Source organism: Lysinibacillus sp. NPDC048646, assembly GCF_050272295.1.
In the GTDB taxonomy this organism is placed as follows: Bacteria; Bacillota; Bacilli; order Bacillales_A; family Planococcaceae; genus Lysinibacillus.
This window is the reverse complement of record NZ_JBNNLZ010000007.1, coordinates 172,878-195,791: the sequence shown is the minus strand read 5'-3', so window position 1 is coordinate 195,791 and position 22,914 is coordinate 172,878. Positions and strand designations below refer to the sequence as shown.

Annotated in this window: 24 protein-coding genes; 22 read left to right on the top strand and 2 right to left on the bottom strand. The window is 39.6% G+C overall.

The features are described from left to right. Positions 1 to 171 precede the first annotated feature (171 nt). Complete coding sequence (locus ACQKII_RS10785) at positions 172 to 420, bottom strand: ferredoxin (RefSeq protein WP_053584054.1); 249 nt, start codon at positions 418 to 420, stop codon at positions 172 to 174. A gap of 105 nt (positions 421 to 525) precedes the next feature. Between ACQKII_RS10785 and ACQKII_RS10780 the strand changes: the two genes are divergently transcribed. The 7 genes from ACQKII_RS10780 to ACQKII_RS10750 all read left to right on the top strand — a co-directional run bounded on the left by ACQKII_RS10780 (position 526) and on the right by ACQKII_RS10750 (position 8,348). After that, complete coding sequence (locus ACQKII_RS10780; RefSeq protein WP_427459058.1) at positions 526 to 1,554, top strand: helix-turn-helix domain-containing protein; 1,029 nt, start codon at positions 526 to 528, stop codon at positions 1,552 to 1,554. Next, positions 1,555 to 2,997, top strand: a complete 1,443-nt coding sequence (locus ACQKII_RS10775; protein WP_427459056.1) for a RecQ family ATP-dependent DNA helicase — start codon at positions 1,555 to 1,557, stop codon at positions 2,995 to 2,997. Between the two features lie 86 nt (positions 2,998 to 3,083). After that, on the top strand, positions 3,084 to 3,800 hold the full coding sequence (locus ACQKII_RS10770; RefSeq protein WP_427459054.1) for a LysM peptidoglycan-binding domain-containing protein: 717 nt from the start codon (positions 3,084 to 3,086) through the stop codon (positions 3,798 to 3,800). A 160-nt stretch (positions 3,801 to 3,960) separates the two neighbouring features. Continuing rightward, positions 3,961 to 4,716, top strand: a complete 756-nt coding sequence (locus tag ACQKII_RS10765) for a metallophosphoesterase (RefSeq protein WP_427459052.1) — start codon at positions 3,961 to 3,963, stop codon at positions 4,714 to 4,716. A gap of 448 nt (positions 4,717 to 5,164) precedes the next feature. Next, complete coding sequence (locus tag ACQKII_RS10760) at positions 5,165 to 6,127, top strand: YpdA family putative bacillithiol disulfide reductase (protein WP_427459051.1); 963 nt, start codon at positions 5,165 to 5,167, stop codon at positions 6,125 to 6,127. A 114-nt stretch (positions 6,128 to 6,241) separates the two neighbouring features. Next, the gene (locus tag ACQKII_RS10755; RefSeq protein WP_427459049.1) at positions 6,242 to 6,802 is read left to right on the top strand and encodes a glycerol-3-phosphate acyltransferase; all 561 of its coding nucleotides are present in this window, start codon (positions 6,242 to 6,244) and stop codon (positions 6,800 to 6,802) included. 4 nt (positions 6,803 to 6,806) lie between these two features. Next, positions 6,807 to 8,348, top strand: a complete 1,542-nt coding sequence (locus tag ACQKII_RS10750) for an aminotransferase class V-fold PLP-dependent enzyme (RefSeq protein WP_427459047.1) — start codon at positions 6,807 to 6,809, stop codon at positions 8,346 to 8,348. A 72-nt stretch (positions 8,349 to 8,420) separates the two neighbouring features. Here ACQKII_RS10750 and ACQKII_RS10745 read toward each other — a convergent pair whose 3' ends face one another. Then, positions 8,421 to 9,389 (bottom strand): asparaginase, encoded by a 969-nt coding sequence (locus ACQKII_RS10745; protein ID WP_427459045.1) that lies wholly within the window; start codon positions 9,387 to 9,389, stop codon positions 8,421 to 8,423. Between the two features lie 360 nt (positions 9,390 to 9,749). Between ACQKII_RS10745 and prsW the strand changes: the two genes are divergently transcribed. From prsW to mtrB, 15 genes are all read left to right on the top strand, one after another. Then, a complete protein-coding gene (prsW, locus tag ACQKII_RS10740) occupies positions 9,750 to 10,424 on the top strand; it encodes a glutamic-type intramembrane protease PrsW (RefSeq protein ID WP_427459043.1) in 675 nt (224 codons plus the stop codon). 95 nt (positions 10,425 to 10,519) lie between these two features. Further along, positions 10,520 to 11,353, top strand: coding sequence for a spore cortex-lytic enzyme (gene sleB / locus ACQKII_RS10735; RefSeq protein ID WP_427459041.1), 834 nt, complete (start codon positions 10,520 to 10,522; stop codon positions 11,351 to 11,353). 15 nt (positions 11,354 to 11,368) lie between these two features. After that, the gene (locus ACQKII_RS10730; protein ID WP_427459039.1) at positions 11,369 to 12,652 is read left to right on the top strand and encodes a PepSY1/2 domain-containing protein; all 1,284 of its coding nucleotides are present in this window, start codon (positions 11,369 to 11,371) and stop codon (positions 12,650 to 12,652) included. 86 nt (positions 12,653 to 12,738) lie between these two features. Next, positions 12,739 to 13,398: a flagellar brake protein gene (locus ACQKII_RS10725; RefSeq protein WP_427459037.1), complete on the top strand. Its 660-nt coding sequence runs from the start codon at positions 12,739 to 12,741 to the stop codon at positions 13,396 to 13,398. 84 nt (positions 13,399 to 13,482) lie between these two features. After that, positions 13,483 to 14,157: a (d)CMP kinase gene (gene cmk, locus ACQKII_RS10720; RefSeq protein ID WP_427459035.1), complete on the top strand. Its 675-nt coding sequence runs from the start codon at positions 13,483 to 13,485 to the stop codon at positions 14,155 to 14,157. 102 nt (positions 14,158 to 14,259) lie between these two features. Then, a complete protein-coding gene (rpsA, locus tag ACQKII_RS10715) occupies positions 14,260 to 15,396 on the top strand; it encodes a 30S ribosomal protein S1 (RefSeq protein WP_427459033.1) in 1,137 nt (378 codons plus the stop codon). Positions 15,397 to 15,632: 236 nt separating this feature from the next. Beyond that, on the top strand, positions 15,633 to 16,943 hold the full coding sequence (der, locus tag ACQKII_RS10710; RefSeq protein WP_427459031.1) for a ribosome biogenesis GTPase Der: 1,311 nt from the start codon (positions 15,633 to 15,635) through the stop codon (positions 16,941 to 16,943). 73 nt (positions 16,944 to 17,016) lie between these two features. After that, positions 17,017 to 18,033 (top strand): NAD(P)H-dependent glycerol-3-phosphate dehydrogenase, encoded by a 1,017-nt coding sequence (locus tag ACQKII_RS10705; protein ID WP_427459029.1) that lies wholly within the window; start codon positions 17,017 to 17,019, stop codon positions 18,031 to 18,033. Between the two features lie 114 nt (positions 18,034 to 18,147). Continuing rightward, positions 18,148 to 18,321: a hypothetical protein gene (locus ACQKII_RS10700; RefSeq protein ID WP_427459027.1), complete on the top strand. Its 174-nt coding sequence runs from the start codon at positions 18,148 to 18,150 to the stop codon at positions 18,319 to 18,321. Between the two features lie 132 nt (positions 18,322 to 18,453). Further along, positions 18,454 to 18,666 (top strand): DUF2768 domain-containing protein, encoded by a 213-nt coding sequence (locus tag ACQKII_RS10695; RefSeq protein WP_427459025.1) that lies wholly within the window; start codon positions 18,454 to 18,456, stop codon positions 18,664 to 18,666. Positions 18,667 to 18,687: 21 nt separating this feature from the next. Continuing rightward, on the top strand, positions 18,688 to 19,467 hold the full coding sequence (locus ACQKII_RS10690; RefSeq protein WP_427459023.1) for a hypothetical protein: 780 nt from the start codon (positions 18,688 to 18,690) through the stop codon (positions 19,465 to 19,467). 94 nt (positions 19,468 to 19,561) lie between these two features. Beyond that, positions 19,562 to 21,040: a stage IV sporulation protein A gene (gene spoIVA / locus ACQKII_RS10685; RefSeq protein WP_427459021.1), complete on the top strand. Its 1,479-nt coding sequence runs from the start codon at positions 19,562 to 19,564 to the stop codon at positions 21,038 to 21,040. Between the two features lie 199 nt (positions 21,041 to 21,239). Next, positions 21,240 to 21,512 (top strand): HU family DNA-binding protein, encoded by a 273-nt coding sequence (locus tag ACQKII_RS10680; RefSeq protein ID WP_004232618.1) that lies wholly within the window; start codon positions 21,240 to 21,242, stop codon positions 21,510 to 21,512. 214 nt (positions 21,513 to 21,726) lie between these two features. Beyond that, complete coding sequence (gene folE, locus ACQKII_RS10675; RefSeq protein ID WP_054768029.1) at positions 21,727 to 22,296, top strand: GTP cyclohydrolase I FolE; 570 nt, start codon at positions 21,727 to 21,729, stop codon at positions 22,294 to 22,296. 63 nt (positions 22,297 to 22,359) lie between these two features. Continuing rightward, a complete protein-coding gene (mtrB, locus tag ACQKII_RS10670; RefSeq protein WP_143997996.1) occupies positions 22,360 to 22,578 on the top strand; it encodes a trp RNA-binding attenuation protein MtrB in 219 nt (72 codons plus the stop codon). Positions 22,579 to 22,914 lie beyond the last annotated feature (336 nt).

Below are 22,914 nucleotides of genomic sequence, written 5' to 3'. Positions count from 1 at the left end.
GAAGGCAAAATTAAAAGATCTGAGTCCGGTACAATACCGGACTCAGATCTTAGAAGCTGCTTAAATTATTTGTCTAACTTTTTTGGGTCAGATCAAACTCAATTTTTGTTTGTTTACAGTCTAAGGCATCCAATTATGGATGCCTTGTTGTTGTAATGGTGCTCAATAAAACTATTCGAATTTTAGTGAATCGCCATCAAATGTTTCATCTGCTACTTTGATAGAATCAGTTGGGCAACCTTCGAAAGCGTCTTGCATGTCTTCTAGTAGATCTTCTGGAACTTCAGTAGTTCCCATGTTATCATCTAAAATGACGAAGGCAATACCTTCATCATCGTAATCATAAATATCAGGTGCTGCAGCTCCGCATGCGCCACAAGCGATGCATGTATCTTTATCAACAATTGTGTATTTAGCCATTTCTTTCTCTCCTTTTACAATGTTCCTACAAAGCTTCATACTCATTTTAAAGATGTTTATCTTACATTTCAACATAATACTATTAAATTGGAGGAATTTGCTACAATGTTTCAACAAATTTTATTGCAAATTTTTCAGAAACTCAATAACGAACGAACAGTTTCAGCGGCTTATCATGTATTAAGAGGAAAACGTTCAGGCCAGACGATTCAAGACATTGGACTCTTTCAGCTACATAACTATTTTGGTTTACTCCCAAAGTTACCACGGGCTACATTTGATGAGGTCGTATCCACGTTTTTGCAATATAGTTGGTTAAATATGCAGGAAACCGGTCACTATTCCATGAAAAAGCTAGGTTTACAGCGTGCAGAGCAGACAGCCACTTTTTTGTTTGATGGTTGGCATTATCGAGGAAATGAGCATGCGTTTTTTGCTCGATTATCCCTGATTGTCCAAAGTTTATCGTATCATCGAGCTGAGATTCATTCATTTTCTCCGATTAGCAAAGATCCACAAGTACAAGCGTGGGTGCGTACATTCTTAGTCGATCATAAGTATCGGTCAGGGCATTTGCAGCAACAGCTATTCGAGGAATGTCAACAAGTATTGGCTGCACTGTCTTTATCTGATCGAAATAAACAGCTAGTCCTTTATCGATTGAGTGGTCATGGTTTACCTGGCTGGACGTGGCAGCAACTGGCAAATGATCGCAAGGAAACCGTTTTAGATAGTCAATTAGCATTTATAGAACTGCTACATACACTATTAAATGAAGTGCACAAGACCAATGAATATTTACTACTTGGTCAAATCGCAGATGGGTTACGCATTAAGGCGTTGCTGACCGATTCCACACAACAGACTGCTCATTTATATGAGCAAGGCTATTCAATGGATCAAATCGTCCAAATGCGCAATTTAAAACAAAGTACGATTGAGGATCATTTAGTTGAATTAGCAATGAATGAACCGAACTTTTCCATTGGCCCATTCGTCTCTTATGAAGAAGCGGAAAAAGTTTGGCAGGCATCCAAGCAATATCAAACAAAAAAATTAAAGGCATTGCACGAAGTGGTTGAAGGCATGAGCTACTTCCAACTCAGACTTGTCCTTGCGAAGGGAGAAGTATAAATGGAACTAGAACAAACATTAGCGAAATATTTTGGCTATACAACTTTTCGACCTGGTCAAAAGGAAGTGATTGAAGCAATACTTGCTGGGAAAGATGGGATTGCATTATTACCAACAGGGATGGGTAAATCACTTTGCTATCAATTACCCGGATATATTTTGCAGAAGCCTGTATTAATTGTGTCGCCTTTATTGTCATTAATGCAAGATCAAGTAGAGCAGTTAAAACGTATTGGAGAAAAAAGAGTGGTGGCCTTAAATTCATTTTTATCACTCGACGAAAAACGTTATGCACTACATTTTCTAGAGCAATATCGTTTTATTTTTACATCACCTGAAATGCTACTGCAACAACAGGTCCAGGAAAAATTATCAAAAATGGAGTTAAGTCTAATTGTAATCGATGAAGCGCACTGTATTTCTCAGTGGGGTTTTGATTTTCGGCCAGACTACTTACGGATTGGTGAATGGTTTTTACAAGAAAAACGTCCACCTGTGCTAGCATTGTCGGCGACTGCAACGCAAAAAGTTGTCAATGATATTCGTACAACATTATCGCTACATGAACCGTTTGAATTTATGTATAATGTGGATCGACCTTCTATATCTTTAGGGCGTGTCGTATTCGCAGATCGAATAGATAAGGCAAAATGGATCATGCAACATATAAAAGAAACTGCGGGACCAGGTATTTTATACATGTCTTCCCGAAAGCGTGTGGAGCAATATAGTGAAGCATTTGCGCAAGCGGGTATACGAGTGGCCGCTTATCATGCAGGCTATGGGGCAGAGGATCGTCAGTTTATTCAGCAGCAGTTTATTGACGGAGAGTTAGACTGGATTGTGGCTACCAATGCTTTTGGGATGGGGATTAATAAGTCAGATATTCGACAGGTGATTCATGAAACAATGCCAGCAAATGTCGCCAACTATATGCAAGAGATAGGGCGGGCAGGACGTGATGGTGAGCCTGCACTTGCGATTTTACTTTATTGTGATGGGGACGAAGAGCTTGCTAAATTTGTAGTAACAGGCGACTTACCTTCATCTGGTCATGTAGATCGCTACCAAGAGCTTCTTCTACAACATGTGCAGCCATCGCAAATGTTAAAGAATGGGGAACTGAGTGAGACAGCCTTTCGCGTTCTAGAGTACTGGTTACACAAGGAATCTGCAGAGCAAGTAAAGGCACGTCTAAATCAATTGGTACTAGAAAAATATCAAGCTGTTGATGAGATGCTAAAAATTACTCAGACAAAAGACTGTATTCGCACGCAACTAGTCGGGTATTTTGGGCAAAAATTGCAGGAAAAGCCCGAAAACTGTTGTGAAAATTGTGGAATCCATTATGATGAAATCAATAAAGTACGCTTAAAGCAAGAGAAAAAAGTAGAAATGATCCCATGGGAAAGTCGATTGAAACAGCTCTTAATAGGTTTTTAAACTATAATTGTCGGTCATTTACTTTTTTCGCAAAATTCGTCATAATAGAATGATAGAAAGCGTAGTAAGGTTGGGGGTACAAACGAATGAGTAAAGAAGACTATCGTGATAAAATCGAAGAACATCGTCAATCATTTGAAGAAGAACAACAAGAACAGCAAAATTTGTCAAGAGTTTCGAGAATGAACAAAAATGGAAGCACTAACAACAAGCCAAAAAATACGAAACGTAAAACGCCGTTAATGACCATTCTTTTAGTGATTTTTATACTAATCCCATTAACGATATTAATCTATTTGGTGAAATTCTATGAACCTGGTAAAACGATTGAAGAAGCCGAAAAGGACTCCATGGATGCTGTTGTTGAAATTGACAAGTCGGGCGATGAAGCAAAAGCTTCAGCGGCAACAGATTCAAATGATAAAGATGCTAAAGCAAATGAAGAAGCAAAAGAGCAAGCAAAAAAAGATGCTGAGAAGCTAGCAGAAAAACAGAAGGCTGCTGAAGAAGCGAAAAAAGCCGAAGCAAAAAAGGCTGAAGAGGCTAAACTAGCACAGCAACAGGCTGAGGCTGCAAGAAAAGCGGAAGAAGCGAAGAAGGCCGAGCAGGCACGTAAAGCTGAAGAAGCGAAGCAAGCTGCAGCAAAAGCAAGCACACATACTGTCAAAGAAAATGAAAATTTATATCGAATCGCATTGAATCACTACGGCAATGGTAGTGAAGCAACGCTAGCAAAAATCCGTGCAGCGAACGGTATGACTTCCAACACAGTAATGGTTGGCCAAGTTATTAAACTACCATAAGAAAAACAAGTGTCATTCATTGGCAATGATGTTTTTCTAGTATAAAATAATGGACAAACGTCAACACCAAGTAAGGCTAAGACGTTCGTCTGATTTAGTGAAAAGGCGATTCTTCTTAAAAATGAATCGTCTTTTTGCTTTCGTTAGGAGGAGTGAGGGAATGATTTATATCGGTGTATTTCTATTAGTAGTCATCGCCTTCCTACTCTATATGTGGAAGGTTGCATTTGAAAACAATGTCTTACATCATGAATTAGTACTGAAAGGTAAGCAAGAAAAAATTCGACTATTTTTCATATCTGATACGCATTTGCGAAAAATTAACCACCAAATGATCGAGCAGTTAGATGGCTCTTTTGATGCGGTCATAATCGGTGGAGATTTTGCAGATAGTCGTACACCCATTTCACGTATTCATGAGAACCTCGATTTATTGACACCGCTAGGACCTACCTTTTTTGTATGGGGGAATAATGACAGAGAAGTTGGCGAGGAGCGACTACGTAGTATTTTACAACAACATGGGGTTACCATTTTGGCTAATGATGCGCTATTACTTCCTCAGAAAAATCGTTTTTGGTTAAGTGCTATTGAAGATACATCCACAATGAAATATAGCTTTGATGCGGCTTTTGAAAAAGTTCCGGAGAAGGATTTAGTTGTTTTTATTTCACATAATCCTGGCGTCTTTGCTCGTGTACGTGCAAAATTTAGAGCAGATTTAATGATGGGTGGACATTTACATGGCGGACAAATTCGACTTGGCCCGTATGGTGTACATCCAAATGGCTCTTATCGCGAGCGTGAGGGTGTGATGACTCTTGTAAGCAACGGTTATGGTACAACATTATTGCCGTTACGTTTTGGCGCAAAACCACAATGTCATATAATTGACATTGAAATTTCAGGTAAATAAACAACCAAAAATATCTGAAAGGCGTATAATGGAAAGGATCGTCGATTTTATTTATTATTCGACAAATTTTTCTCACTAGAAGGAAGAATGCGATTGTAACTCTTTTCAGCGTGTGTTTAAACGCTTTGCTGAATGAAGATAGGCTTCCTGCGGATGTTACGCATTTTGCAGGGGAATTAAAGGGAATTAGTCTAATGACGTCGCTTCCAGACAACTTCGACTATTCGACCTGTATCGACAATAGCACCAAGACTTGTACCGAAGTGACCAACAGCAAGTCGGTCCTTGTGCATGTCTAAGCCCAGTTCAATACTCGGATATAACGATGCCGAGGCGTAATTGATAGTTTTAATACGGCAGATGTCTCGCAGGGGAAAAAAGTGCTCTGCACGCAATTGAAGCTTCAGCGATAAAAACGCTGGTGCGAATTTGATAGGAGTGTCAAACAATGCAACAAGTAGATGCAATTATTGTTGGAGGAGGCCCTTGTGGCTTAGCAGCAGCAATATCTTTGCAAAATATTGGTTTACAACCAATTGTGATTGAAAAAGGAAACATCGTAAATGCGATTTACAATTACCCAACGCACCAAACGTTTTTTAGTACGAGTGAACGTTTAGCGATTAGTGACGTGCCGTTCATCATTGAAGGACGGAAGCCAAAACGAAATCAAGCACTTGTGTATTATCGTGAAGTGGTGCGTTTGAAAAATATTCAAGTGAACCGTTTTGAAACAGTCGGCAGTGTTGTGAAAAATGGAGAGGTCTTTACAGTAACGACAGATAAAAATGTCTATGAGACGCCTTATGTTGTAATTGCAACAGGTTACTACGATCATCCGAACTTTTTGGATATACCGGGTGAGGAATTACCGATAGTGTTCCATTACTTTAAAGAAGGACATGAATTTTTCGATACCGATGTCCTTATTATAGGTGGTAAAAACTCAGCAGTAGATGCTGCGTTAGAGTTGAACAAGGCTGGAGCGCGTGTCACGGTCATTTATCGTGGTAGCGAGTATTCACCAAGCATTAAGCCTTGGGTACTACCAGAGTTCGAAGGTGTAGTACGGAACGGAGAAGTCACAATGCACTTCAATACAAATATCAAGGAAATCCGTGAGCATGAGGTTGTAGTAGAAATCGATGGTCGAGAAGAAATCTTAAAAAATGATTTTGTGTTCGCCATGACAGGGTATCACCCAGATCATTCTTTTATTAGTGCGATGGGTGTATCAATTGATGATGAGTCAGGTCGTCCGTTCTGTCAACCAGAAACTATGGAGACGAATGTAGAGGGATTGTTCATTGCTGGAGTCATTGCAGCAGGGAATAATGCCAATGAAATCTTTATAGAAAATGGTCGTTTCCATGGCGATTGTATTGCCAAGGCAATTGCTGAAAGAAAATAATAAAAGGAAGCTGTATAGGCATAAACTGCTTATGCAGCTTTCTTTGTAGATAGATGGATAAAATGAGAAATGTGTCAGATAGAACGATGCACGATGTTTCGAAAGGGGAAAAGTTTGATTGGACTATATTGGCTTTTAAGTTATGGAATGGGAAACTTTATGACAGCCTATTTCGTTGGAAAAGGATATGGAGTTAATTTACAGCAAGAAAGAAGTAAAAACTTAGGGGCTCGTAACGCTGGCAGTGTGATTGGAAAAGCAGCTTTTCTATGGACGTTACTTGGTGATTTATTAAAAGGTGTACTTATCGTGGTAGTAGGACGTTTATGGCATGTTGAAGAATGGGTAGTGGTTGTAGGAGCTGGCCTTGTGATCCTCGGGCATTTATATCCGGTTTGGTTGAGGTTTAATGGTGGGAAAGGCGTAGCTACCTTTATTGGTGTTGGTCTTGCATTATCACCAAATTTATTTTTGATGATGATTGTCGGTACCGCTATTGTGTTTGTTGCAACGAGAAGTCTGACACTTGGCATGGTAGGTGGCCTCATTTTATACGTAGGCGCAATTGTTTTGACAGGTCATTTACTTTTATACATACCGTTGATAATTGCAATAATCTGTATGCTCATAAAGCATATATCGAATATAAAAGAGTCTTTAGAACGAGGGAAGTGAGTATATGTATTGGTGTAAAGTAGCGCAAACCGATGCTGAATTTGACGCCATTGCGCAGTTGAATTATGAAACTTTTGTTGAGGAAATTCCCCAACATGAGCCGAATGCAATGAGAAGAAAGTTGGATCGTTTTCATCATCAAAATACGTATTTAGTTGTTTATAAAGGAATAGAGCTTGTCGGTATGCTGGCCTTCCGAGATCAACGTCCATTTTCTATTGATGAGAAAATAGGTGAGGTAGAGCAATATTTACCGCAAGAGATTTGTGCTAAGCTATGTGAAATTCGCTTGCTTGCTGTAAAGAAGAAATATCGTACAGGACGCGTCCTACTAAAATTAACTCAAGCCTTGAATGCCTTTGCCTATGAAAAAGGCTATTCAGCTGCGGTGATTTCCGGTACGACACGTGAGGAAAAGCTATATCAGCAAATGGGCTTTACACAATTTGCACCAGCAGTGGGTACAGAGGATGCCCTATTCTTACCAATGGTATTAACGAGGCAACAATTTGAAGAATCATTACAGCGGAAGCTCGCAAAGGAGAGTTATACATTTTATCCCGGACCAGTGAAACAGCAAGGAATGATTTTGTATTCCGAGCTATCCCATCGTTCACAGGCCTTTGAAGCGTTGTATAAGCGCATGACAAACCGACTTCTGCAATTATCAGGAGCTTCGCATGTTGCCACGCTTGTAGGTTCAGGTACATTGGCAAATGAAGTCATGCTCGGTCAATTAAAGGAACAACAGCTTGGGCGAGGACTTATTTTAACGAACGGTGAATTTGGAGAGCGCCTTCGACAGCAAGCACAGCGTTGGTCATTGGATTTTGATGTGATTGAATTGGACTGGGGAGAGGTGTTTGACAAGCAACACCTGGAGTCCTTTTTACAAACAAATGCCTATAAATGGTTACTCGCCGTGCATGGAGAAACATCCACCGGGACATGTAATGATTTAGAGGTGCTCATTCAGCTAACAATGCGTTACGGCGTAAAGCTATGCCTTGATTGCATTAGTTCCTTTGGCGCAATGCCGTTTTCATTAAAAGGATGCTATCTAGCAACAGCCGTGAGCGGTAAAGCGATTGGAGCCCTTAGTGGATTAGCCTTTGTTTTTTCGCAGGAACGAGCGAAACTTTCTTCGACTTTACCTGCCTATTTAGATTTGGCCAATTATCAACTAGGTACCGTCCCATTTACGTTGCCGGCAGTTCTTGTTGGGAATGTCGAATCGGCGCTACAACTCTATCCTGCCCGTTATGGGCAGCTACAGCAGCGTTTTGATGGATTGCTGCAGCTTCCGTTTATGCACAATCAGTTACCAACTACACACTATCCAATGATTGTGACTTTACGTTGCCCAGAGGCTCTTGCATCCTTAAGTACTGATTTGAAATTGAATGGCTTGTTTATTCATAGTGATAGTAACTATTTGTGTCAAAGAAATTTAATACAATTTTCGGTTATCCAGCCTGATTTTGAGGAAGCGATAGCACGATTGTATGAAATTTTGCGCTTTTATGAGCAAATAGTAGTTGCATAAGCCAACGTGCCCCTTGAATACACTGAATTTATGGATTCGACGAGAACACTCGTGACTTCAGTCGTGAGAGGTTCAAAGGAAAAAATCCTTGAGGTTCAGTGGAGTCCCTACTTTGTTTAGACCGATTAACAATTTTAACCTTGCCTTTTGGCCGTTGATGCCTGTTGCAAAAAGTGCACCTAAGTCTTCTAACATCTTACCGCCACCGATGTAGCCATATACACCTTCAGCTATACCATTAAAGCAACGTGAGACGAGCACGACCGGTATACCGCGTTCTAATAGACTTTCGATGCCTTTTACAACTGCAGGGGGAACATTACCTTGTCCGAGTCCTTCTAAAATGACACCATCATATTGACAGGCAAGCACGACATCGAGTAAATCAACTTCCATCCCTGCATATACTTTTAGCATGGCCACTCGTTTTGATAACGATTGTACGTCTACATAATGACGACGAATGGGGGCATGATGAAATAAAATGCGCGTTTTAGTAATGAGTCCAATGGGCCCATACTGCGGAGACTGGAAAGTATTTACTGAACTGGTGCTCGTTTTTGTTGTGTTTACTGCAAGGTGCACTTCGTCATTCATGACCACTAACACACCTTTATCACACGCTTCGTCATCCACAGCGACACGTACAGCTTCAACTAAATTGTAGATGCCATCTGCACCTATTTCGTTGGAGGAACGCATGGCGCCTGTTAATACGATAGGAATGTGTAAATTTGTTGTTAACTCTAAAAAGTAGGCCGTTTCTTCTAATGTATCTGTACCGTGGGTAATAACTACGCCATCGATTTGTGCAGCTGAAACTTTCTCAATAATTAGGTTACGTAAACTAAGCATTTCGTTTGGTGTAATATGTGGTGATGGGAGGTTGAAGGCCTCCATTTCTATAATGCTTGCAAGGGAATCGAGCTTATTACTTTCTTTCATAAGTGGATTTTCTTTGTTTGGCATGACGGCTCCTTCAGCACTCATTGCCATGGAAATTGTGCCACCCGTATGAATTAGTAAAATCGTTTTTCTCATAAAATAAAATCTCCTTTTTAAAATCTTTTTTGTCATTACATGGTATAATAATAAAAGTCTATTTTCATTCAGTAGATGTATTTTGTGGCGACAGCAAATGCCACCCCGAAGAAGCTGAATGAAGATCAAGCCTCTGACGAATGTTACGGGTTTTGAAAGGAATCGATTGTCGATGTTAGCCTAAATTCATCGCATCTAGGTGATCACTACTAAGTGACCTGCATCGGTAAAACTGCCACGTCCTTGTGGTATTACCGAAATGACCGCCATCATGTCGGCTATTATGCAGGCCTAAGCACAATCCAAAATCCGGACACAATGACGTTAAGGCGAAATTGATTGTTGAAAGGGGCCGGCATCATGATCATTCTCTTATCAGCTGCCATTGCTCCCGGTCTAGCGCTTTTTAGTTACTTTTATTTGCGCAATCAAATGGCAACGGAGCCAAGAAAAACTTTACTTCAAACGTTTTTATATGGTGCATTTTTAACGTTCCCGATTCTGTTCCTACAGTATGTGCTGACAGAGGAAGGGGTTTTTCGATATGTTTACTTACAAGATGTTCTTTTCTCCAGTGTCATTGAAGAGTTTTTTAAATGGTTCGTTCTATTAATAGCGATTTACAATCATGTGGAATTTGATGATCCTTATGATGGCATTTTATATGGTGCAAGTGTATCTCTTGGTTTTGCAACGATTGAGAATGTTTTATATTTACTATCGTTCGGCCTTGATACAGCATTTATGCGTGCATTATTACCTGTTTCGAGTCATGCACTATTCGGTGTAGTGATGGGTTACTACTATGGACGTGCCAAGTTCTTGAAGTTTGCAAAGACAAAAGAAATGATTGCTATGGCGTTATGTGCACCGGTCGTTTTACACATTTTATACAATACAATATTATCATTTAAAGGACACTGGGTATATTTAATGATACCGTTTATGCTTTTTTTATGGTGGTTTGGCCTACGTAAAGTAAAGCTTGCGCATTATCATCTTGTCCAACATCTTCATATGCATAAAAAAATATAAAAGCGTAGAAATTGAAATAGATTTCTGCGCTTTTATATTTTTTTTAGTATAAAATACGTCGATTGCTTCAAGCTATGAAAAAAGGAGTGATGATTGTGCGTTTATTAAGCATACTTTTTTGTTTGATGTTTGCGGTTAGTATCGTTTCAATTCCGCAAAATGATGCCATTGCGTTTAGCGACCAACAGATTACTCGTGGAGCATATGGTGATGATGTTATTGAATTACAAGCTAGGCTACAATACTTAGGATTTTACACAAGTAAAATTGATGGTAAATTCGGCTATAACACATACTGGGCTTTACGAAATTTCCAAGATAAATATGGAATACCAGTGGATGGCATAGCCGGTACAAAGACGAAAAAAGCTTTAGCAGGCCATTCAGATTATGATGAGAAATGGGTGAAGGCACAGCTAAAAGCAGGCAATCAATTTACCTATTATGGTGGGAAGCCGCTTGATCAGCAAGTGAAAAAAAATAATACCGGCGGAGGTGGCGGTGGTACAGCAAGCGGTAACAATAGCGGTAGTAGCAATAATAATGGTACCGATACGCAGATTCCTCCAAAATATACGGAACGTGAATTACAGCTTTTAGCGAATGCAGTATACGGAGAAGCCAGGGGAGAGCCTTATGAAGGACAAGTCGCGGTAGCTGCTGTTATTTTAAATCGACTCGAGAGTTCGGAATTCCCAAATACAATTTCAGGAATAATTTTCCAACCTTTAGCGTTTACAGCTGTTGCTGATGGACAGATTTGGCTTGAACCGAACCAACGTGCAAAAGAGGCAGTTATTGATGCTATGAATGGCTGGGATCCGTCGGAAAATGCGCTTTATTATTTTAATCCGAAAACAGCAACAAGTAAGTGGATTTGGTCACGACCTCAAATAAAACAAATTGGTGAGCATATTTTCTGTTCATAGATAGGAGGAAAACAGATGAGAACATTGCTCGTAATCTTAACTGCAGCAGTCATCGGTTTAGGAGCGTACAGCATTAATTTGCACGCTGATAAGGAAAGTCTACAACGTACCGTGCATGCGCAGTACACAGAAAAATTAACCGATGCCTCAGAAAAATTATCGTACTTACAAAGAGCTGTTTCGCAGTCACTCTTATTTCAAGACGAACAAGCCATTCATAGTGAGCTGGATTCCGTTTGGCGACTAAGTTCGGAAGTCCGATCATCCATATCGAATATTCCGATTGGACAAGAGCTTTCGAACGAGTGGCTGGGTTATTTGGGGAAACTTGGAGAAGAGGCCAAGAAAACGTCCAAAACAGGAGATTATGAGGCTTGGCGAGAAAAAATGCCGCAAGTCTCTACAAATTTACAAGCACTATCCGATGAATGGACGACTGCAACAGTCGATTATTATAAACAGGATGGCAATATGAATGTTTGGTTGCGGCAAGTAGATGACAAAAATCCGAATACTTCGTTTGATAATGTGAAAAGTACGTTAAAGGATTATGGTGAAAAAGATTTCCCGCTGACATTAAGTGAATCGGATTGGCAGAAAAAAATTGAGCTAAAAGCGTTACAAGATTCTGTCATTACAGAAAAAGAAGCGTTAGAAAAAGTAAAATATTTATTCCCATTGATTAAAGATGCTACGTTTACGGTAACAAAAAGTAGTGATACTGCTCCGTATCCGTTTTATCATATTCAATTCCATCAAGGTATACGTCTAGGGTACGTTGATTTAACAGAAAAAGGTGGACATTTACTGTCCTATTTAGTCGAGCGACCTGTTGATGAGGCAAAACTTTCTCAAGAAGAAATTATTAAAAAGGCAGAAGAACATTTAAAGAGACTTGGGATGAAAGATGTTGCCTTTGTCGAATCGAGAGAAAACCATTTAGCATGGCATGTGACATTTGCCCGTGTTAACCCAAGTGACAAAGCTTTAATTTATGCAGATGGCGTCCAATTAAAAGTCGCAAAAGACACTGGCGAATTACTCGGTGCCAATGCTATGGAATATATTCAAGAAGAAACGATTAAACCGCAAACTGCAAAACCGATTGATTGGAAAACTTTCTTCGATGAAGATGTACGAGTAGAAGAAGTGAAAAATATTTACACGGATAATGGTCAATTCCAACAACGTCTGTGCTATGAAGTGATTGCCGTTCGTAATGGGAAGACACAGGAAACATTCCGCATTGTGATTGATGCTGAAAATCATAATGTTTTAAAAGTGGAATATTTAACGTAAAGCCAAGAAAATGCTTCCAGTGCATATAGCAAAAATTTGCATCTCGTGCGATAATGAATGTATATTTTTTGTTCGGGGAGATGCTCATGGAAATAAAAATTGGTACACAATTACAACTTGAACCTACGTATACAGAGCAAGTAGAAAAATTTCGCTGTAAAGTTGTAGAACAAAAAGACAATATTATTTATATCGATTATCCAACAAATGTAGTGACAAAGAAAACTGCCTTTTTGATAGATGGTTCCGAATTTAGAGCAACCTTCCATACGGAGGACAAACATTCCTTTGCTTTTAATACAGAAGTGATTGGGCGAAAAGCTGGCAATATACCGATGATTATGTTGCACTGCCCGCAAGCAGAGGAGTTCATCAAAATTCAACGTCGTGAATATGTCCGTGTGGAAACGCCTGTAGATGTAGCGGTTCAATTTAAGGATTATAAATATCAATTCATAACAGAGGATATTAGCGCAGGTGGTTTAGCACTTATCTTAAAAGGTGAAGTGGCCTTCAAAGATGGTGATGAAATAAAGTTAACGATCGTTCTTCCATTTGCCAATGGGGATGTTAACTATGTAACAACAGACGCTTTAGTTATTCGTATTTTTGAAAAAGATGAGTTGAAGATTGCAACGATTCAGCTAACAGATACGGATGACGTCGATCAACAGCATATTGTACGTTTTTGCTTTGAACGACAGCTAGTAAATCGTCGTAAAGAAATGAATCCATTTGAAGTCTAAATTTTCATGAAAGCCCTCTTCTCAAAGAGGGCTTTTTTTGGTTATTATGATACAATATGGTGGATAGAAAGTAGGGAAGCACAGATGAAAAAAAATATTCAAATTGCGATTGATGGACCTGCAGGTGCTGGTAAAAGTACAATTGCAAAAATTGTTGCAGAATCACTAGGGTTCACTTATATCGATACAGGTGCAATGTATCGGGCAGTTACGTATAAAGCGATGCAACAAAACATACATTTAGATGATGAAGCAAAATTAGCAGAAATGTTAGCAGCTAGCACAATTGATTTAAAGCCTTCTCCGCAAGGACAACTTGTCTTTTTAGATGGGGAGAATGTGTCAGCTGAAATCCGTTCTAACGAAGTAACATCATCCGTTTCGCAGGTGGCTGCACATGCTAAGATTCGTGAACTCTTAGTGACACAGCAGCAAAAACTTGCAGCAAATGGTGGCGTTGTAATGGATGGACGCGATATTGCTACGCATGTGTTAAAGCATGCAGAACTAAAAATCTTTATGTCTGCAACTGTAGAAGAGCGAGCAAGACGCCGTTTTATTGACAATGAGAAACGGGGGATTGCGTCCTCCATCGAAAAGTTGCAAGAGGAAATCGCTTTGCGCGATAAAATGGACAGTGAGCGTGAAGCTTCACCACTGATTCAAGCTGAGGATGCTATATTTTTAGACACGACAGAGCTATCAATTGATGCTGCAGCGCAAGCCATTTTAAAATTAGTACATGAAAAAATGGCATAAAGCCTAAAATTTCAGACATTTTTTGAATTTAAAGGATTTATTTTTGTCTTTGTCATCAATATCGAATAAAATAGTAAGGGAAGATGCGAAGGAGGGTTACATATGTCTGAAGAAATGAACTATGCAGAACAAACGTTTAACGAAGGTGATATCGTCAAAGGTATTGCAGAGCAGGTTGATGAAAAAGCAGTAACTGTTTCAATTCCGGGTGCACCGTTTGACGGGATCGTACCAATTAGTGAATTATCGAGCTTACACATTGAAAGAGCGTCTGACGCTATCTCTGTTGGGGATGAGTTAGAGTTGATGATTACAAAAGTTGAAGATGAAAACTATGTATTATCAAAACGTAAAGTAGATGCCTTAAAAGCGTGGGACACACTTGAACAACAATTTGCTGCAGAAGAAGTATTTGAAGCTGAAGTTAAAGATATTGTAAAAGGTGGTCTTGTCGTAGATTTAGGAGTACGTGGCTTCGTTCCGGCATCCCTTGTAGAAGATTATTTTGTTGATGATTTTGAAGGCTATAAAGGTAAATCTTTAAGCTTTAAAATTGTTGAGCTAGATAAAGAAAAAAATCGTTTAATTTTATCTCACCGTGCGGTAGTAGAATCTGAAAAAGCTTCTCAAAAGAAACAAGTCATTAATCAAATTAAAGCTGGTGATGTATTAGACGGAAAAGTACAACGCATAGCATCCTTTGGTGCATTCATTGATCTTGGTGGTATCGATGGGCTTGTGCATATTTCACAAGTATCTCATGAGCATGTGAATGATGTGAGCGAGGTTTTATCGGAAGGACAAGGCGTACAGGTTAAAGTTCTTTCTGTAGACCTAGGGAATGAGCGTATTTCTTTATCCATTAAAGATACGATTCCTGGACCTTGGTCGAATATCGAAGAGCGTGCTGCAAAAGGCACAGTGCTTGATGGAAGAGTGAAACGCCTTACTTCATTTGGTGCATTCGTGGAAGTTTTACCAGGTGTAGAGGGCTTAGTGCATATTTCGCAAATTGCACATAAGCATATTAACACACCACATGAAGCATTAAAAGAAGGGCAAGAGGTACAGGTAAAGGTGCTTGATGTCAATGCAGACGAAGGTCGTCTTGCACTAAGCATCAAGGACTTACTAGAAAATCCAGATGCTGAAGAAGTAATCGACTATGAATTACCTGAAGAAAACACAGGGTTCTCTTTCGGTGATGTCATTGGCGATCAACTGAAAAACTTTAAATAAGTAGTAGCAGCGAGGATACGTTATGTATCCTCGTTTTTTTTGATAGAAAAGTTGGAGTGGCGGATAAAATCATAGAATTGACGGATAAGAATCAAAAATCAAAAATATTACAGTGAAAATTGCCTAACTAATGGATCGAACAGTAAAAAGTGATCCCTTTGATGGATATGATATGATATAATGGCATTTTTCGTGTATAATAGCGAAAGACAAGAAGTTGGAAGGATGAAGTACAGATGACGAAACCAGTAGTAGCCATCGTAGGTCGTCCGAACGTAGGTAAGTCGACGATTTTTAATCGTATCGTTGGAGAACGTGTATCGATTGTGGAAGATATTCCAGGCGTAACACGTGATCGTATTTATAGTTCGGCAGAGTGGTTAACACATGACTTTAATATTATTGATACAGGTGGTATTGAGATTGGAGACGAGCCGTTTTTAGAACAAATTCGTCAACAAGCAGAGATTGCCATTGAAGAAGCGGACGTTATTATTTTTATGACTAATGGTCGTGAAGGCGTAACGGCGGCAGATGAACAAGTTGCTAAAATTTTATACAAAACGAAAAAGCCAGTTGTATTAGCCGTAAATAAAATTGATAATCCAGACATGCGCGAAATGATTTATGACTTCTATGCACTTGGCTTTGGCGAGCCTTGGCCAATTTCAGGCTCTCACGGCTTGGGCTTAGGGGATTTATTAGATGAATGTGCGAAACACTTCCCACAAGAAGATGAAGAACAATATGGAGACGATGTCATTAAATTCTCTTTAATTGGCCGACCAAATGTTGGGAAATCTTCATTAGTAAATGCATTCATAGGTCAAGATCGCGTGATTGTAAGTGACATCGCTGGGACAACTCGAGATGCCATTGATACGCCTTACGAATATGACGAACAGGAATATGTCATTATTGATACAGCAGGAATGCGTAAAAAAGGTAAAGTGTATGAAACAACAGAAAAATATTCGGTGTTACGTGCATTGCGTGCAATTGAACGCTCTGATGTTGTCTTAGTTGTTCTGAATGCAGAAGAAGGCATTCAAGAACAAGACAAAAAAATCGCGGGCTATGCGCATGAAGCAGGTAAAGCTGTTATTATCGTTGTCAATAAATGGGATGCCGTTGAAAAAGACGACAAAACGATGAATGTCCATACAAAACTAATTCGTGAACATTTCTTATTCTTGGACTATGCGCCAATTATTTTCGTGTCAGCGAATACGAAACAACGTGTACACCAAATTTTACCGATTATCCAACGTGTAAGTGAAAATCACGCAATGCGTATACAATCATCTATCCTGAATGAGGTGATTGAGGATGCGGTGGCACGTAACCCAGCGCCAACTGATAAAGGCCGTCGTTTACGACTTTATTATACAACGCAAGTGGCGATTAAACCGCCAACATTCGTGGTCTTTGTGAACGAAACGGAACTAATGCATTTCTCTTATGAACGTTTCTTAGAAAACCGTATTCGTGAAACATTTGATTTTGAAGGAACGCCAATCCGTTTAATCACACGAGCGCGTGCTTAACGAATATTCATACACAAAGTACGCCAACCCTACATATGTAGGGTGGCGTCTTTTTACAAAGGGGGAATTTTTAATGGAACGAGTTTGTGTGTTAGGTGCAGGCTCATGGGGGTCAGCACTTGCGATGGTGCTAGCCGAAAATGGACATGATACGCTTGTATGGACGCATAGAGCCGATCAGGCAGAAGAAATTAATGAACAGCATACGAATAGAAGATATTTACCAGAAACGGAGCTGCCAACGAATCTGCATGCTACAAGTGATATTGCACAGGCGGTAGCGCATTCCAACACAATTATTGTTGCTGTGCCAACAAAGGCTATACGTGAAGTATGTGAAAAAATGATAGCAACCCTTGATAAAAAGGTGTTATTTGTTCATGTATCGAAAGGAATTGAGCCTGATTCATTAAAACGTATTTCTGAAATTTTAGCGGAGAGCTTACCAGCTGAGTTTGTGGAAGAAATTGTTGTGCTCTCTGGGCCAAGTCATGCTGAGGAAGTTGTTTTACATCACCCTACAACGATTACAGCTGCTTGTGCCAACATTGAGGCTGCTGAAAAGGTGCAGGATCTATTTATGAATCAATTTTTCCGCGTCTATACAAATGAAGATGTGATTGGCGTGGAGATGGGTGGCGCGTTGAAAAACGTGATAGCGTTAGCTGCTGGTATTACGGATGGCTTAAACTATGGTGACAATGCCAAGGCTGCGCTAATTACACGTGGGCTTGCTGAAATTACGCGATTAGGCGTGAAAATGGGGGGCAATCCATTTACATTCGCAGGACTTACGGGCATGGGTGATTTAATCGTGACATGTACAAGTGTGCATTCTCGGAATTGGCGCGCAGGAAATATGTTAGGTAAAGGCATGAAGCTACAAGAAGTATTAGATCAAATGGGCATGGTGGTTGAAGGTGTTCGTACAACGAAGGCAGCTCATCAATTGGCGGAAAAATATGATGTAGCTATGCCGATTTCTTCTGAGCTTTATGGCGTACTTTTTAATGATGTTGAGCCAAAAGTGGCAGTCGATGCCTTAATGATGCGTGTGAAAAAGCGTGAAATCGATGAATTGATGCAATGATTAGCACGTTATTGTAATTCTGGACGTAAATTTTCAAACTTGATGATTATCGTCTTAAAATGGACACAAATATGGTGTTGTCCAAAAAGTAAAAATAGTATGCTAGGAGTACTCATGGCATACTATTTTTTTGATATAAAGGTAAAAATCCGCTTAGACTCCCGCAGCTCGTACATTGCCCGTGAAAAGCGCAGCGGATTTTTACCATATCGGAAACGATGGGTATTGTTTGAAGGACTTGTGGGACAGGCCATTAATTCTTTACAAATAGCGTATTTATCTGCTTGATGACTACTTAACAACGATAAAAAGGTTGTCAAATTAATGATACTTATGGGACAGCTATTTCATTTTTACGAAAGCACATAGTATAATATACGTTGATTGTCTCGTGACATTGATGAAAGGTGGTTGTCTTGAATGGGTCCGTTAGCACATATGCCTGCACTCGATATAATGTGGGTATCATTTTATTGTATCGCCTTTATGATTATTTCAGTCGGTTTAATTTATTTAGGTCGAAATAAGATTTCAAATGGTTTTTTTCGTATAATCGTAAATTTAATCGCATACATACTGTTTGGACTTGGTACTTTTTTAATGGTACTTATTGTTGCCACATGGCCAGCTTAAAAACAAGGAGGAGTAAATGACATGAAAAAACTAAGTGCCTTTCTTTTGATGGCGGTAGCAGCAATACTACTTGTTGGCTGTGCTTTTCCAGAAGATCAAAAAGTAGCTAATAAAGTGCCGGATGTTGACCAACTCGCAGCTGTGCAACGTGCTGTTAATGAGTATCGTGAAGCAACTGGTGGCCTTGTTCCAATCAAAAACCGTGATATGGACACAGATATTTATATAAAATATCTAATCGATTTTGAAAAGCTTATTCCAAAATATATTGCACAAATTCCAGGGAATGCTTATGAAAAAGGTGGCAACTACCAATATATTATTTGGGATCCCGAGAATACGGCTGAAGTAAAATTAGTAGATTTAAACTCCGCGGAGCGCATGCGAGAGTTGAATATTCGCAAAATTGGCTTGAAATATATGCCGATAAAGGACTCAATTTCTGATAATGTGTATCACATAAACTTTGAAAAATTAGGCTATAAATCTGAAGTAACCGTGAAAAGTCCCTATTCAAATGCAGAATTACCAATTTTTATGACTGGTGATGGCGAAATGCATGTAGACTACTCAATTGATTTAAATCAATTATTAAAAGAAGACAAGCCTGATGTGAAACCAGGTGATGATATTCGTCAGTTACTTGTCGATAAATATCCGGTGGTACCTGCCTATTCTGTGCCATATACAGTAGATGAAAAGGGAGAACCAACGTTTATGATGGAAGCTTATAAAGCTGACAGACAAAAAGCGCTGGACGACACAGAAGCGACACAAGAGAAAGAAACTGAATCAAAGTAATTGACAGCTCCTTACACAAATTGTAGGGAGCTTTTTCATATTTATTTGCCTGCTCGCATATAGTGAAAAAGCGTAGATAAAGGAGGCAGAAACCTTGAGTGAAGCAGTATTTAAAGAAATTGCAGAGCGCACAAATGGCGATGTTTATATTGGTGTTGTCGGTCCAGTACGTGTAGGTAAATCAACATTTGTAAAAAAAGTAATGGAAGCGGTAGTGTTACCGAATATTGTGGATAATACAGAAAGAATGCGAGCACAGGACGAGCTGCCACAAAGCTCGCCAGGCCCAGTCATCATGACTGCTGAGCCGAAGTTTGTGCCTGCCCAAGCAACAAGGATTGCGGTCGGTGAAGATGAAATGTCATTCCAAATTCGTTTAGCAGACTGCGTCGGTTATGTCATTGATGGTACAAAGGGCTATGAGGATGAGAACGGTCCAAAGTTTGTGCATACACCTTGGCACACAGAACCAATTCCTTTCCAGGAAGCAGCGAAAATTGGTACAGATAAGGTCATACGTGATCATGCGAATATCGGTATTGTAGTGACAACAGACGGTACGGTAAATGGTATTGCGCGTCATGCCGCAGAAAAGGCGGAAGAGGAAATAGTAGCGCAGCTAAAGGATATTGGTAAGCCATTTGTCATCGTGTTAAACTGCCAAATGCCAGCACGGGAAGAAACCGTACAGCTACGTAACGAATTATTTGAACGCTATAATGTGCCAGTGATTGCGATATCAATCGATCAAATGCGTGCATCAGATATTCAGTATATTTTACAAGAGGCACTTTTCGAATTTCCGATACGTACAATTGAAGTAGAGAAACCAGATTGGTTAGACGTTTTAGATGCGACGCATCCATTAAATGTGGCTCTTATCGATTCGATGGAAGAAGTGCTGTCATCTGTGATGAAGATTCGAGATGTACAACAGGCTTCCGATGCTTTTAAAGCCATCGATTTTATTGATCAAAGTGAAGTGGTGCATGTGGATTCCGGAATAGGTACAGCCGTTATTCGAGTTTCCTTGCAAGGTGAACTGTATAAAGCAGTTTGCAATGAATGGCTAGATGAGCCGATTGAGACGAAGCGAGATTGGCTGCTATTTATTAAAGAAGCTGCGGAGGCAAAAGAAGCTCAAAAACGCTTTAAAGAAGCCATTAACGAAGCAGATAAGAGTGGTTATGGCGTCACATTGCCGATGATGCAGGAATTTGAGCCTACAGCACCAGAACTGATTAAACAAAATAATTTCTACGGTGTGCGTATGAGGGCAAAAGCACCATCTTATCATATTATTCGGGTTGATATGGAATCTGAATTTGCGCCGCTAATTGGCTCGGAGTTCCATAGTCAACAGTTACTTAAGGATTTAAATCATGCGTATTTACATGATCGTGATGCACTATGGCAAACACAGCTTTTTGGTACACCGCTGCATGAAGTGTTAAAAGAAGGAATTCGCTATAAAATGAATGCTGTGCCACATACAGCTAAAAAACGTATGCGTCAAACAATTGAACGTATGGTAAATGAAGGTGAAAGAGGCTTAGTGACATTTATTTTATAGTAAAAAAAAGGAAAATAAAGCGCAGAAAAATATCTTAGGGCTTTTCGTTTTTATGCGAAAAGTCCTTTTATTTTCGTATTTTGGGTGAAAAATTGCTTTTTTGGCTATAATCATAGATGAATACAGTTGCGTCGCGGTTTTCTATGTGTTACTCTTTTTACAGAATTGATTCATGACCCTTTGAGAGGAGGTGAATGGTGTGAATAAAACAGAATTAGTAAACTCTGTTGCTGAAGCTGCAGGTCTTTCTAAAAAAGACGCTTCTAAAGCAGTTGAAGCTGTATTTGATACAATTCAAGATGCTCTTGCAAAGGGTGACAAAGTACAATTAATCGGTTTTGGTAACTTTGAAGTACGTGAACGTGCGGCTCGTAAAGGTCGTAACCCACAAACAGGTAAAGAAATCGAAATCGCTGCTAGCAAGGTACCTGCTTTCAAACCAGGTAAAGCGCTTAAAGATGCTGTAAAATAATACACGTCTATCAGTTACATAGAGCAGTCTTCATGTAAACGAACATGAAGGCTGCTCTTTTTGATGAGTGGATGTATACATAGAGTGCTACACGTTGATTAAGATATGTTGATTTTGTTGTGAATCAGGTAAGTCATTTTGCGCTTACCTTTTGGATATGCTACGATGCAAAGAGAAATGTGTAATGTTTTGATATGCAGGAGGGTTTTTACGGATGTCGAATGTTGATTTATTGAAAATAGAAGAAGCAGTTAAGATGATTTTAGAAGCGGTTGGTGAGGATGTAAACCGTGAAGGGCTACTTGATACGCCAAAGCGTGTTGCAAAAATGTACGCAGAAATGTTTAGTGGCTTACATGAGGATGCAAAGGATTATTTTAAAACAGTTTTCCATGAGGATCATGAGGAATTAGTACTTGTAAAAGACATTCCGTTTTATTCTATGTGCGAACATCACCTGGTGCCGTTTTACGGAAAAGCACATGTAGCTTACATACCAAACGATGGCATTGTAGCGGGGCTTAGTAAGTTAGGTCGCGCAGTAGAGACGATTGCCCGTCGTCCGCAGCTACAGGAGCGTATTACGTCATCTGTGGCCGATACGATTATGGAAATGCTATCACCAAAGGGCGTTTATGTAGTCATTGAAGCAGAACATATGTGTATGACGATGCGAGGACTTAAAAAGCCAGGTTCGAAAACAGTGACTTCTGTGGCGCGTGGGATTTACCAAGAAGATGAAGTGAAACGAAGAGAAGTCTTGTCATTTATTCAAATGTCTTAAATTGCATGTCTAATTGTGTTATGATGTACTAAGAATTTGTCGGATTTAAGGAGTGTACAGACGATGGCACAAGATTATATAGTTATACAGGCAGAAGAAGATGGCGTGCATGTGATTGGCTTAACACGTGGGACGGATACAAAATTCCATCATTCTGAAAAATTAGATGCGGGTGAAGTAATGATTGCTCAATTTACAGAGCATACATCTGCTATGAAGATTCGCGGCAAAGCACAAATCCATACAGCACATGGTGTCATCCATAGTGAAGGGAAAAAGTAATGTAGCATTGTAAAGATACCTTTCATCCATGGAATCAAACGCACAATGGGCGTGTAATATTGCAGTCGTGCATGGATTTCAATGGCTGATTAGGTGGGACCCGCAGGCGGAGGTCACACATACGATACAACAAAAAGTGAAAACTAGTATGTGTTCTTTCATCCGGATATACGGGCAGTTGGATTTCCTACCATTTTTTCTCAGCATCTCTGTGGTGGGAGTCCTACTGCCCGTTAATGCTGGTAAGCAAAAACTTTTTATTCCGAATCGTTGCTTATGCTATAATGACTCAGTAAGCAAGCGTTATCTCATGAAAATGAATAACGTATTCGAAAG